We start from the raw sequence: 13,261 nt of genomic DNA, 5'->3' as shown, positions 1-13,261 counted from the left end.
GCGTGACACTGGGGTGCGTGAGAGTCCTCCTCAAGCTGATCCTGGACTGCGACCCTGATGCGGCCTGGCGTGCCCTGCAGAGCCCCACGGCCTTCCGCGAGGTGGCGCTGCCGTGGGTGGACTTCCGGTCGGACGAGCCCGCGGGCTTCCCGACCGTGTGGGACACGGCGGAGCACCGGGTGAGCGTCCGCGCCCTCGGCGCCGTCACCGTCGGAACGCAGGCGATCCGTCTCGACACGCTCCGCTCGACCGACCCGCGCGAGCGCGCCACGCGCATCCTGCGCGACAGCGGCGGCGGGGTCGGGGGCGTGCTGTCCGCGATCCCGCACCTCGACCACCGGATGGCCATCGCCCCCGACCCTGCGGGGCCCGGGCCGGACGGCCGGCTCCGCACGCTGTACCGCGACCGCCTGGTGGTGCGCGCCGGCGTCGTGACCCCGCTCGCCTGGTACGGACTGTGGGCGTTCTGGCAGTGGCGCGGGCTGCGCCTGCGGCGCCTCGCCCCCACCTGGGCATACGATCCCCCCACGCCCGAACCGGTTTCAGCCACGACGGAGGCAGCAGCATGAGCACCATCACCCCCGAGCCCTCCCCGAGGTCGCGGCCGGACGCGGGCGCGTCGCCACCGCCGTGCAGACCGCGGACTGGCGCCGCAGCGTGTTCGCCCTGTACGCGTCCGTGCGCCGGATCGCCGCCTCCGACCCGGCGGCGGCCCACGCGCACTGGATCTCGTGCCGCAACGACCTGTTCTCGTCGCACCCGGCTACCCCGCTGATGGACGAGGACCGGGATCGCTTCACCGGGCTGCCGGTGTCGCCGTACGACCCGGACTGGCGTTTCGAGCTGCCGATCCACCCCGCCGAGAAGGCGACGCGGATGGACGTGGAGACCGGCACGGACGGCGTCGTCCCGTTCGAACTGCTCGGCACAGTGCGCGTCCCGCTGGCGGGATCGCTCGACGTCTGGCGGCTGTCCTCCTACGGCGGCGGCCTGTTCGTCCCGGTGAAGGACGCCCTCGCCGGCCGCCGCGGCGGCACCTACGGCGGCGGCCGCTACCTGATCGACACGATCAAGGGCTCCGACCTCGGGATGACAGCCGACGACTACGAGAGCACGATCGTCCTCGACTTCAACTTCGCCTACAACCCGTCCTGCGCGTACGACCCGGCGTGGGCGTGCCCGCTCGCGCAGGCGGGCAACACGCTCAGCGCGGAGGTGCCGGTCGGCGAGCGGTACGGCGGCGAGTGAGGGGTCAGGCCTCCACCAGCGTCAACCGCTGCGTCGGCCGCGTCATCGCCACATAGAGCGATGCCGCCCCGCGGACCGACTCCGCGGCGAGCGCCGCCGGGTCGGCCAGGACCACCGCGTCGAACTCAAGGCCCTTCGCCTCGTAGCCCGTCAGCACCGAGATCGGCCGCGTGAGCCCGGCGGCTCCCCGCGCTGCCGCATCGCCGAACCGCGAGCGGACCGCCGCCGCGACAGCCTCCACCTCGGCGGCCGTCGCGATGACGGCGAGCGTCCCCTCGGCGTCCACGGACCGGTCGTGCGCCACCGCCTCGGCGACCGCGGCGGGGAGACCGGACTCCTCCGCCGCCACCCGACGGATCGGCCAGTCGCCTTCCCGCACCGCGCGCGTCGGCGTGATCGGCAGCCCCGCCGCCGCCGCGATCCGCTCGGCCTCGCGGGTGATCTGGGCGGGCGTGCGGTAGTTGACCGTCAGCTCCTCCAGGCGCCAGGCGTCCTTGAACACCGGGCTCAGCGCATCGTCCCAGCTCGTCGCGCCCGCGGCCGACGCCACCTGGGCGATGTCCCCGACGATCGTGAACGACTTCATCGGGCAGCGGCGCACCAGCACGCGCCACTGCATCGCGGACAGCTCCTGCGCTTCGTCCACCACGACGTGCCCGTAGGTCCACGACCGGTCGGCGAGCGCGCGCTCGGCGGTCGTGCCGCGGTCCTCCTGCTCGGCGAAGCCGTCCGCGAGCTGCTCGGCGCTGACCAGTCCCTGCACACCCATGTTGCGGATCGCCGCGCGCGCGTTCTCGAGGTCGCGCTTGCGCTGCCGGTCGCGCTCGCGGGAGGCCTGGTCGGCGCGGCCGGGGAAGTCGCCGAGCAGTTCGGCGGCCTCGTCCAGGAGCGGCACGTCGGAGACCGTGAACGGCGCGTTCCGGTCGCGCAGCAGCGCCTCCCGCTGCGCAGGCGTCCACCGTGGCGTCAACTCGGCCAGCCACGCGGGACGCGCGTACAGGTCCTGCAGCAGCTTCTGCGGGGTGAGCGGCAGCCACGCGGTGTTCAGCAGCACCCGGACGTCGTACGACGTGCGCAGGTCCTCGCGCAGCACCCGGAGGTCCGCCTCGTCGATCGTGGAACCGCCGGCCCTGAGCTGGGCCGCGAGCTGGTCGGTGAGCTCGCCGAGCGCCTGCTTCACGAACGTGACCCGGGCGACGTTGTGCGGCTTGCCGGTGCGCTGCGCCTTCCCGAGCGCGCGCTGCACGAGGTCGGGATGGACGACGAGACGCTCGTTGTCGACCACGATCGTCTGCGGCTCGGCCGGCGCCTTCTGCCGGGATTTCACGGCGCGGGAGAGCAGCCGCGCCATCTGGATGGAGCCCTTCAGGCGCGCGGCCTCCGGCTCGTCCTCGGCCGTGGTGTCCACGCCGGGGAACAGCTCGCCCAGCGTCTGCATGACGACGCCGGTCTCGCCGAGCGACGGGAGGACAGCCTCGATGTAGCGCAGGAACGCGGGGGACGGGCCGACGACGAGCACGCCGGAGGCGCTGAGCCGCTGCCGGTTCGCGTACAGCAGGTAGGCGGCGCGGTGCAGCGCGACCGCGGTCTTCCCTGTGCCGGGACCGCCCTGCACGACGAGCGCGCCACGGAGGTCGGAGCGGATGATGCGATCCTGCTCGGCCTGGATGGTCGCGACGATGTCGTGCATGCGGCCGGTGCGCTGCGCGGTCAGGGCGGCCAGCAGCGCGCCCTCGCCCTGCACATGCTCGCCGGACGCGTCGCCGTCGAGCAGCGCCTCGTCGAAGACCTCGTCGTCGATCCGGACCACCTGGCGGCCGTTCATGGTGAGATGGCGGCGGGCGCGCACGCCCATCCGCTCGGTCGCGGTGGCCTGGTAGAAGGCGCTCGCCTGCTGCGCGCGCCAGTCCACGAGCAGCGAGCGCTGGTCGTCGTCGCGCAGGCCCACGCGGCCGATGTAGCGGTGGTCGGTGCCGTCGACCGGCTCCTCCAGCAGGAGCCTGCCGAAGACGAGCCGGGCGTCCACGTCGCGGAGCTGCACGAGCTGGTCCTCGTAGAGGCGGGCGAAGGCGTCCCGTTCGCTGCGCGCCTGGTGGTTGCTCCCCACGCTCTCGCGGCGCACCCGCGTCAGCCGCTCCTCCGTCTCCGCCCGGAGCGTGTCGAGACGCTCGTACAGGCCGGAGACCACGGTGCGCTCACGATCGAGCTCGGATTCCTGCACGCGCGAACCACCTTCCGGGATTACGGGCCGAAAGTCTACGACCTCCGGCTATGAATCCGCTCCCAGCAATCATCCGGCGCGCACCCGGTAGACTAGACGGACCAGCACGACTGGCCTGCCGGCATCGCCGGTGTGCGCGAGCGCCGGGCGGGGCCCCCGCCGCGCACCATCCCTCTTCTTTCCGGCGAAGACGTCGCCCTTCCGCGACGCCGCCGGACCCGCCCTCATGGGCGAAACCTGCCAGAAAGGCACCAGTGACCAACCAGACTTTCGCCGACTTCGGCGTGCCCGCTCCCCTCGTCGCCGTCCTCGCGGCCGACGGCAAGACGGAGCCGTTCCCCATCCAGGCCGACACCCTGCCCGACACGCTCGCCGGACGCGACGTGCTCGGGCGCGGCAAGACCGGCTCGGGCAAGACGATCGCGTTCGCGCTGCCGATGGCCGCGCGCCTCGCGGCGTCGACGCCCGCGTCGGCCGGCGGCCGTCCCGCCCGCGGAAACCGCCGGCCCCGCGGCCTCGTGCTCGCGCCGACCCGTGAGCTCGCCACCCAGATCGACGCCACCCTCAAGCCGCTCGCGGGCGCGCTCGGGCTGACCACGACCACGATCTTCGGCGGGGTGTCGCAGAGCCGGCAGGTGACCGCTCTGCAGGCCGGCGTCGACATCATCGTCGCCTGCCCCGGTCGCCTCGAAGACCTGATGAAGCAGGGCATCGTCCACCTCGACCAGGTGCAGATCACCGTGCTGGACGAGGCCGACCACATGGCTGACCTCGGCTTCCTGCCCACCGTCACGCGCATCCTCAACGCGACCCCCGCCCGCGGCCAGCGCCTGCTCTTCTCGGCGACCCTGGACAACGGCGTCGACAAGCTGGTGAAGAAGTTCCTCACCAACGAGGTGCTGCACTCGGTGGACGAGGCGACCAGCCACGTGGAGGCCATGACCCACCACGTCTTCGAGGTCGCCGATCAGGACGCCAAGAAGGACCTCATCCACGCGCTCGCCTCCGGGCGCGGCCGCCGCATCCTGTTCATGCGCACCAAGCACCAGGCCAAGCGCCTCGCCAAGCAGCTCACGTCGGCGGGCATCCCCGCCGTCGACCTGCACGGCAACCTCAGCCAGGGCGCCCGGGACCGCAACCTCGCGGCGTTCGGAACCGGGGACGTGCGCGTGCTCGTGGCGACGGACGTCGCCGCCCGCGGTGTCCACGTGGACGAGGTGGAGCTGGTCGTGCACGTCGATCCGCCCGCGGAGCACAAGGCGTACCTGCACCGCTCGGGCCGCACGGCGCGCGCCGGAAGCGCCGGCGACGTCGCGACCGTGATGCTGCCGGAGCAGGCGGGCGACGTGAAGTCGCTGCTGCGCGCGGCCGCGATCACGGCGAGGCCGCAGCGGGTGACGGCGGAGTCCGCGGCCGTGACCGCGTTGGTCGGCGAGCGCGCGGAGCGCGTCGCCCCGGCGGCGGTCACGAACGGCGGCGGCAACGGCGGCGGTCGCGGTGGTGCGACCGGTGGTGGACGCGGCGACGCGGGTGCCGGCGGTGCGGGCACCGGCGGTGGCCGGCGACGCCGTCGCGGGGCCGGGCAGAACGGGGCCGCGGGTGACGCGGGCCAGAACGGCGCGGGCCGCGAGGCCGGAGGTCGCAACAGTGCCGGCCGGAATGATGGCGGCAGGAATGCGGGAGGCCGCGGCGGCAATGGTGGCAACGGAAGCGACCAGGGCGCCGCGGGCCGCACCGCCGGCGGCCGGAACGCCGGAGGCCAGAACGGCGGCGGCCGCAACGGCGGAGGCCAGGGCGCTGCTGGCCGCAACGGCGGAGGTCAGAGCGGCACCGGCCGCGAGGGCGCCCGTGACAGCTCCCCGCGCGGGAACGGCCGCGGCCGTCGCGCCTCCAGCGGTGACGCCGCGCCGCACACGGCCGGGACCGGCCACAAGGGCGGCTCGACCCACGGATCGAACTCTCCGCGTCAGGGCATGCGCGTCGGTGACCTGGTGAACTCGGGCACCACCCGCGGCCGCGGCACCCGCCGCGCCCACGGCTGAGACGCCCCGTCACGCGACAACGGAGGAGATCCGACGGCCACGCCATCGGATCTCCTCCGTTGACTGCTTTTCGGCTCGTTCGTGAGCGCGACTCCTCCGTTGCCCCGCGGCGCCCCTAGCGGGCCGCGGGGGCGGCCAGGGTGGCGATGCCGGCCTCGATGCCGTCGATGAGGAGGCGGAAGCTGCGGTCGAGGTCGTCGGGCAGGCCGAAGCCGCCGCCGAGTTCCAGGGTGATGAAGCCGTGCAGGGCGCTGCGCAGCATCCGGATCGCGTCGACCGTCGCCTCCTCCGGCAGCCCGAAGCCGCGCAGCGCCGCGGCCAGGACGGCGATCGTCTCGCCGGCACGGGCCGCGAGCCCGGCGTCGTCCTCCGAAGCGAGATCGGGGGCGACCTGCGTCGCGGCGTACCGCCCGGGGTGCCGGTGCGCGTACGCGCGGACCGCGTCCGCCGCCGAGTGGAGGGCGTCCGGCCCCGAGCGCCCGATGGTCGCCTCGGCGAGCACGCCGGTCAACTCGGTGACGCATTCGGTCGCGACCATGCGGCGAAGGTCGTCGAGCGATGCGACGTGCTTGTACAGGCTCGGCACCGCCACGCCGGCGCGGGAGGCCACGGCCGCGAGGGTCAGCCGGTCGAGGCCGGTCACGCCGCCGGCGTCGACGAGGTCGAGGGCCACGGCGCCGACCGCGGAGCGGGTCAGCCCGGCCCTAGGCACGGGCGCCCCCGATCGGTCCCCTACGCATGCGCCTCACCCCATCCGCTCCCCCGCCGCTCCGCCAGGAACCGCAGGGTCGCGGGCACGATCACGTCCGGCCGCTGGGCCTGCGGGTAGTGGCCCGACTCGGGCACGCGGACGACCTCCGCGCCGAGGGACTCGATCCAGTCGGCCTCCGCGGCCGGGTCGCGGTAGTCGGGGTCGAGCGCGCCGACGAAGGCGAGGATGGGGGCTTTCACCTCCGGCAGCCGGGGCTCGACGACCGAGTGCGTGAGCTGGAGGGTGAGGTGGCGGAAGGAGCGCAGCCGGCCGGGCTCCTTCATGTTGCGCTTCAGGTCGGCGGCGTGCTCCGGGAGCCACGGCGCTGTGCGGCCCTTGTTGATCGAGCGGTAGTACCCCGCCCAGACGCCCGGGCCCCAGGGGCCGGCGAACAGCACGCGGTACATGCCGTGGATGGCGGCGACCGTGACGCGGCTCATCGCGGGGTCGCGCAGCAGCGGACCGTAGAGCACGAGGCCAGTGATCGCGTCGGGACGCTCGGCGGCGGCCCAGGCGGCGGCCGCGGCGCCCATCGAGTTGCCGAGGACGACGGCGTTGCCCCCGAGTTCGTCGATCAGTGCGATCAGGTCGCGTGCGGTCGCGATGTCGCCGAACTCGCGGAACGTCGTGTCCGACTCGCCGTGCGCCCGGAGATCGGTGACCGCGACGCGGTAGCCGGCCTCCAACAGCGGGCCGGTGAGCTCGCGGTAGGTGGAACGCAGATCGCCCATCCCGGGGACGGCGACGACGAGCGGGCCGGAGCCCTCGACGGTGTAGCTGATGCGTCCCTCGGGGCGCTGCAGGTACCGGACCTGCGAAGCGATGGAAGTGTTCATAGCCAAAAAGCTAATACCATTAGCCAAACAATGCAAGCAAAAGATTCGAAAAAAATCAGACGATCTTGCCGACCGACGCCATCGCCGCCTTCACCAGCACGCCACGACCGCCCTCCAGCTCCTCGCAGACCGTGTGGGAGACCGCCTCCTCCGGCGTCATCCACGTGATCTCGAGCGCGTCCTGCCGCGGTTCGCAGGTCCCGGTCACCGGCACGACGTACGCGAGCGAGACCGCGTGCTGCCGCTCGTCCGTGAACGCCGACACCCCGGGCAGCGGGAAGTACTCCGCGACCTGGAACGGCACAGCGCTGGCCGGCAGCAGCGGGAACGCCATCGGCCCGAGGTCCTTCTCCAGGTGCCGGAACAGCGCCTCGCGCAGCGTCTCGCCATACATGACCCGGCCGGAGACGAGGGTGCGGGTGATCTCCCCCACCGCGTTGGCCCGCAGCAGCACGCCGACCTCGGTCACCTGGCCGAGGCCGTCCACCCGCACGGGCACGGCCTCCACGTAGAGCAGCGGCAGCCGCCGGCGGATCTGCTCCAGCTCGATGTCGCTCAGCCAGGCGGGACCGGGCAGGACGCCGTCGCCGTCGAGCGGGTCGGGGGTCGGGTCCGGGTCGGGGGTGCGCACGCTCATGCACTGATCCTACGGATCACCCACCCTGCCGCCACCCGTACAGACCGATCTGTGGACTGCGCCGCGATCTGGGGGGATGTGGAGGACAAGATGTCGTGCGCAGAATGGACCATGCCCTTCCCCGCTCCCGAGCTGCACCTCGACCACGAGGCCGTGCTCTGGTCCGCCGGCGAGGCCGACCGCGTCGGCCGCCCCCGGCTGATCCTCCTGCACGGCTACGGGTCGGACGAGGCGGACCTGTTCGGGATCTCGGCGTACCTGCCGCTGGAGCCGGTGATCGCCTCGCTGCGGGCGCCGATCCCGGAGGGCCCGGGCTTCGCGTGGTTCTCCCGCTTCACCAACGTCTCGGTCGACCCGCTCGCCGCCAACGCCGACGCCGCCGCCCGCGCCGTGCTCCACTGGCTGGACGACCAGCCGGATGCGCCGACCGGTCTTCTCGGCTTCTCGCAAGGCGGCGGCCTCGCCATCCAGCTCCTGCGCCTGGCACCCGAGCGCTTCGACTTCGCCGTGACGCTGTCCGCGTTCGTCGTGCAGGGCGCGCAGGACGGCGATGCAGTGCTCGCCGAGAGCCGGCCGCCGGTGTTCTGGGGTCGCGGCACGCACGACGACACCATCCCCGCGGCCGGTGTCGCGCGCGCGGCCGAGTGGCTGGAAGGCCACACGACGCTCGACGCGCGCATCTACGAGGGGCTCGGCCACGGGATCTCGCCGCTCGAGCTCGGCGACATCTCGTCGTTCATCGGGGCGCACCTGCCGCGCTGACGACCCGACGCGGCGGCCCCGACCGGCCTCCCCTTGGCGGTGTCGGTGGCCGGGAGCAGGATGGATGCGATGAGCGATGTGCTCGACCGGTTCTCCCCCGCGACCCGTGAATGGTTCCGCGGGGCCTTCGCCGCGCCCACCGACGCGCAGACCGGCGCGTGGGAGGCCATCTCCCATGGACGCCACGCGCTCGTCATCGCGCCGACCGGCTCGGGCAAGACGCTGGCGTCGTTCCTCTGGGCGATCGACCGGCTGGCGAGCGAGGAGCGCCCGCGGGACGCCCGCCCCGGCACGCGCGTCCTCTACATCTCACCGCTGAAGGCGCTCGGTGTGGACGTGGAGCGCAACCTCCGCGCTCCGCTGGTCGGCGTCACGCAGACGGCGCGACGGCTCGGCGCCGAGCCTCCCCATGTCAGCGTCGGTGTGCGCTCGGGCGACACGTCGTCGGCCGACCGCCGCGCGCTCGTCGCATCGCCGCCGGACATCCTGATCACCACGCCCGAGTCGCTCTTCCTCATGCTCACCTCTCAGGCGCGCGAGACCCTCGCAAGCGTGGAGACCGTGATCGTGGACGAGGTGCACGCCGTCGCCGCCACCAAGCGCGGCGCCCATCTCGCGCTCTCGCTGGAGCGGCTCGACGCCCTCCTGGAGAAGCCCGCGCAGCGCATCGGCCTGTCCGCGACGGTGCGTCCGCCGGAGGAGGTCGCCCGGTTCCTCGGCGGCAGTTCGCCGGTCGAGATCGTGGCCCCGCCCGCGGGCAAGCGCTTCGACCTCCGCGTCGTCGTGCCGGTCGAGGACATGAGCGAGCTCGGCACCTCCACGTACACCAGTGACAACGACGACGGCTCCGCGCCGCAGGCCGGCTCGATCTGGCCGCACGTGGAGGAAGCGATCGTCGACCGGGTGCTGGAGCACCGCTCGTCCATCGTGTTCGCGAACTCGCGGCGGCTGGCCGAGCGGCTCACCGCCCGGCTCAACGAGCTCTACGAAGAGCGAGTGCTCGGCGGGGAGGCCGGAGCGGGGTCCGGCGGAGGGGGCGACGCGACCTCCCGGCCCCCGGCGGAGCTGATGGGCGGCTCTGGCCAGACCAAGGGCTCCGCCGCTGTCGCCGACGCGGAGTCGCTCATCCTCGCCCGCGCGCACCACGGGTCGGTCAGCAAGGAGCAGCGCGCCCTGATCGAGGACGACCTGAAGTCCGGGAGGCTGCGCTGCGTCGTGGCGACCTCCAGCCTGGAGCTCGGCATCGACATGGGCGCGGTGGACCTCGTCGTGCAGGTGGAGGCGCCGCCCTCGGTCGCGAGCGGGCTCCAGCGGGTCGGCCGCGCCGGCCACCAGGTCGGCGAGGTGTCACGGGGCGTCGTGTTTCCCAAGCATCGAGCCGACCTCATCCACTCGGCGGTCGCGACCGAGCGGATGGTCGGCGGCCTGATCGAGACGATGCGGATCCCGACCAACCCGCTCGACATCCTCGCCCAGCAGACCGTCGCGGCGACAGCGTTGGAGCCGCTCGATGCCGACGACTGGTTCGACACCGTGCGCCGCAGCGCGCCGTTCGCGACCCTGCCCCGCAGTGCCTACGACGCGACCCTCGACCTGCTCGCCGGCCGCTACCCGTCCGACGAGTTCGCCGAGCTGCGCCCCCGCATCGTGTGGGATCGCGACGCCGGTACGCTCACCGGCCGGCCCGGCGCCCAGCGGCTGGCCGTGACGAGCGGCGGCACCATCCCGGACCGCGGCATGTTCGCGGTCTACATGGTCGGCGAGCGCGCGAGCCGCGTGGGCGAGCTGGACGAGGAGATGGTCTACGAGTCGCGCGTCGGCGACGTGTTCGCGCTCGGGTCGACGAGCTGGCGCATCCAGGAGATCACCCACGACCGCGTGCTCGTCTCGCCCGCGTTCGGCGAGCCGGGGCGCCTGCCGTTCTGGAAGGGCGACGGCATCGGCCGGCCGGCCGAGCTGGGCGCGGCGGTCGGCGCGTTCGTGCGCGAGCTGAGCGCGGCCTCCCCGCCGACGCCGAGTTGCGCTGCGTGGAGGCCGGACTCGACGCGTTCGCGACGGCCAACCTGCTGGCGTTCCTGCGCGAGCAGAAGGAGGCCACCGGGCACGTGCCGACCGACCGGACGCTCGTGGTCGAGCGGTTCCGCGACGAGCTCGGCGACTGGCGCGTCGTACTGCATTCCCCGTACGGCATGCCGGTCCACTCGCCGTGGGCGCTGGCCGTGCAGGCGCGCGTGCGCGAGCGCTACGGCATCGACGCCGGCGCGATGGCGGCGGACGACGGCATCATCGTGCGTATTCCCGACACGGAATCCACGCCTCCCGGCGGCGAGCTCTTCGTCTTCGAGCCGGCCGAGCTGGACGAGCTGGTGACCTTGGAAGTCGGCGGCTCGGCGTTGTTCGCCTCCCGGTTCCGCGAGTGCGCGGCCCGCGCACTGCTGCTGCCCAAGTACAACCCCGGCAAGCGGTCGCCGCTCTGGCAGCAGCGGCAGAAGGCGTCGCAGCTCCTGGACGTGGCGCGCAAGTATCCGAGCTTCCCGATCATCCTGGAGACGGTGCGCGAGTGCCTGCAGGACGTCTACGACCTCCCGGCGCTGGACGAGGTGGCGCAGAGCATCGCCCAGCGGCGCATCACGCTGGTCGAGGCCGCGACCGAGACGGCCTCGCCGTTCGCCCGCTCGCTGCTCTTCGGGTACGTCGCGGCGTTCATGTACGAGGGCGACAGTCCGCTGGCGGAGCGGCGGGCGGCCGCGCTGTCGCTCGACGCGGGGCTGCTGGCCGAGCTGCTGGGTCGCGCGGAACTGCGCGAACTGCTCGACCCGTCGGTGATCGAGCGCGTGGAGTTGCAGCTTCAGCGCCTCGATCCCGAGCGACGGGTGCGCGGTGAGGAGGGCGTGGCCGACCTGCTGCGGCTGCTCGGTCCGCTGACGGTGGCGCAGGTCGCGGAGCGGCTGCAGAGTGAGGACGCGGCGGCCGACGACGGGTCGAGCGACGGGGAGCCCGCCACCGCTCCGCATGCGACCCTCGCCACAGCCCGCGCCCACCTCACCTCCCTGGTCGACTCCAAGCGCGCCCTCGCGGTCACGATCGCCGGCGAGGAGCGTTTCGCCGCCATCGAGGACGCCGGCCGCCTGCGCGACGCGCTCGGCGTGCCGCTGCCCATCGGCGTGCCCGTCGCCTTCATCGAGCCGGTGGACGACCCGCTCGGCGACCTGGTCAGCCGCTACGCCCGCACCCACGGCTCGTTCGAGGTCGCGGAGGTCGCCTCCCGGTTCGGCCTCGGCCCCGCGATCGTGCACGACGCGCTGCGCCGGCTCTCCCGCGACGGCCGGGTGGTGGAGGGCGAGTTCCGCCCGCACGCGACCGGCTCCGAGTGGTGCGACGCCGAGGTCCTGCGGCGGCTGCGGCGGATGTCGCTCGCCGCGCTCCGCCAGGAGGTCGAGCCGGTCGAGACCCCGACCTTCGCGCGGTTCCTCGCCGACTGGCAGCACCTCGGCTCCACGCTGCGCGGCGTGGACGCCGTGGCCTCGGTCGTCGAGCAGCTCGCCGGGGCGCGCATCCCGGCCTCCGCGTGGGAGTCGCTGGTGCTGCCCAGCCGCGTCGCGGACTACAGCCCGGCGATGCTGGACGAGCTGACCGCCACCGGCGAGGTGATCTGGGCGGGCGACGGCTCGCTGCCGGGCAACGACGGCTGGATCAGCCTCAACCTGGCCGACTCCGCCCCACTCACGCTGGCTCCGCCGACGGACCACGATCCCGACGAACTGCAGCGCGGCATCCTGGCGGCCCTCGCCCGCGGCGGCGGGTACTTCTTCCGCCAGCTCTCCGACACCCTCGGCGCCGAGCGCGGCGAAGCGATCGAGGACGCCGTCCTGGTCACCGCCCTGTGGGACCTGGTCTGGGCCGGGCTGGTCACCAACGACACGCTCGCTCCCCTCCGCACCCTGACCGGCGGGGGCGGCGGCGCCCACAAGCGCCCCCGGCAGCCGACCCGCTCCCGGATGTACCGCGGCCGCGTCAGCGCGCCGCGGACGTCCGCGATGGTCACCCGGATGGGACCGCCTACGGTCGCCGGCCGCTGGTCGCTGCTCCCGGAGCGGGACCTGGACTCCACGATCCGCGCGCACGGCCAGGCCGAGACGCTGCTCGACCGGTACGGCGTCGTCACCCGCGGCTCCGTGATGAACGAGGGGACGCCGGGAGGCTTCGCCCTGGCCTACAAAGTGCTCAGCGGCTTCGAGGACAGCGGTCGCGCGCGCCGCGGCTATTTCGTGGAGACGCTCGGCGCCGCGCAGTTCGCGAGCGGCCCGACCGTCGACCGGCTGCGCACGTTCGCCCGCGATCACACGCAGCCGCGGCCCTTCGACGCGGTCGCCCTGGCGGCGACCGACCCGGCGAACGCGTACGGCGCCGCGCTGCCGTGGCCGGCCGTCCCCGCCGCGACCGGAGGCGTGGAGGGCGGCACCGGCCACCGGCCCGGGCGCAAGGCGGGCGCCCTGGTGGCCCTGGTGGACGGCGAACTCACCATCTACGTGGAGCGCGGCGGCAAGAGCCTGCTCTGCTTCGCGGACCAGGAGGACGAAGGGGCGCGCCCCGCGCTCGTGGCGGCCTCCCGCGCCCTGGCCGGTCTGGTGACCTCCCGTCGCGTGGACAAGCTCGCGATCGAGACGGTCAACGGCGCGAGCGTGCTCGGCAGCCCGCTCGGCGCGGCGCTCTCGGAGGCGGGATTCCTCGCGACGCCGCGCGGCCTCCGGCTGCGAGGGTGAC

At 73.7% G+C, this 13,261-nt stretch carries 8 protein-coding genes and 1 pseudogene; 5 read left to right on the top strand and 4 right to left on the bottom strand.

The genetic code is table 11. The features are described 5' to 3' along the window. Positions 1-17: 17 nt before the first annotated feature. Complete coding sequence (locus tag ACR5MH_RS20025) at positions 18-569, top strand: hypothetical protein (RefSeq protein WP_431348791.1); 552 nt, start codon at positions 18-20, stop codon at positions 567-569. A 61-nt stretch (positions 570-630) separates the two neighbouring features. Then, a complete protein-coding gene (locus tag ACR5MH_RS20020) occupies positions 631-1,248 on the top strand; it encodes a DUF1684 domain-containing protein (RefSeq protein WP_431348790.1) in 618 nt (205 codons plus the stop codon). 4 nt (positions 1,249-1,252) lie between these two features. Here ACR5MH_RS20020 and ACR5MH_RS20015 read toward each other — a convergent pair whose 3' ends face one another. After that, a complete protein-coding gene (locus tag ACR5MH_RS20015) occupies positions 1,253-3,469 on the bottom strand; it encodes a HelD family protein (RefSeq protein WP_431348789.1) in 2,217 nt (738 codons plus the stop codon). A gap of 254 nt (positions 3,470-3,723) precedes the next feature. Here ACR5MH_RS20015 and ACR5MH_RS20010 point away from each other — a divergent pair, with 254 nt between their 5' ends. Continuing rightward, complete coding sequence (locus ACR5MH_RS20010; protein WP_431348788.1) at positions 3,724-5,511, top strand: DEAD/DEAH box helicase; 1,788 nt, start codon at positions 3,724-3,726, stop codon at positions 5,509-5,511. Between the two features lie 115 nt (positions 5,512-5,626). On the opposite strand, the gene ACR5MH_RS20005 is transcribed toward ACR5MH_RS20010, so the two are convergent. From ACR5MH_RS20005 to ACR5MH_RS19995, 3 genes are read right to left on the bottom strand one after another with little or no spacing between them, the layout of a single operon-like run. Then, positions 5,627-6,223 carry a TetR/AcrR family transcriptional regulator gene (locus tag ACR5MH_RS20005; RefSeq protein ID WP_431348787.1) on the bottom strand — a complete coding sequence of 199 codons (597 nt, stop codon included), beginning with the start codon at positions 6,221-6,223 and terminating at the stop codon, positions 5,627-5,629. Between the two features lie 20 nt (positions 6,224-6,243). After that, the gene (locus ACR5MH_RS20000; protein WP_431348786.1) at positions 6,244-7,098 is read right to left on the bottom strand and encodes an alpha/beta fold hydrolase; all 855 of its coding nucleotides are present in this window, start codon (positions 7,096-7,098) and stop codon (positions 6,244-6,246) included. A 55-nt stretch (positions 7,099-7,153) separates the two neighbouring features. Beyond that, positions 7,154-7,735 carry an NUDIX hydrolase family protein gene (locus ACR5MH_RS19995; protein WP_431348785.1) on the bottom strand — a complete coding sequence of 194 codons (582 nt, stop codon included), beginning with the start codon at positions 7,733-7,735 and terminating at the stop codon, positions 7,154-7,156. Between the two features lie 90 nt (positions 7,736-7,825). Between ACR5MH_RS19995 and ACR5MH_RS19990 the strand changes: the two genes are divergently transcribed. Both ACR5MH_RS19990 and ACR5MH_RS19985 read left to right on the top strand, forming a co-directional pair. Continuing rightward, complete coding sequence (locus ACR5MH_RS19990) at positions 7,826-8,497, top strand: alpha/beta hydrolase (protein ID WP_433862089.1); 672 nt, start codon at positions 7,826-7,828, stop codon at positions 8,495-8,497. A gap of 60 nt (positions 8,498-8,557) precedes the next feature. Then, positions 8,558-13,260, top strand: a pseudogene (locus ACR5MH_RS19985) (ATP-dependent helicase). Position 13,261 lies beyond the last annotated feature (1 nt).

The sequence above is a fragment of the Streptomyces sp. L7 genome, assembly GCF_050990935.1.
Classification (GTDB): Bacteria; Actinomycetota; Actinomycetes; order Actinomycetales; family Microbacteriaceae; genus Leifsonia.
Note: the sequence above shows the minus strand (reverse complement) of the source record. Positions and strands in the feature narration are given on the sequence as shown.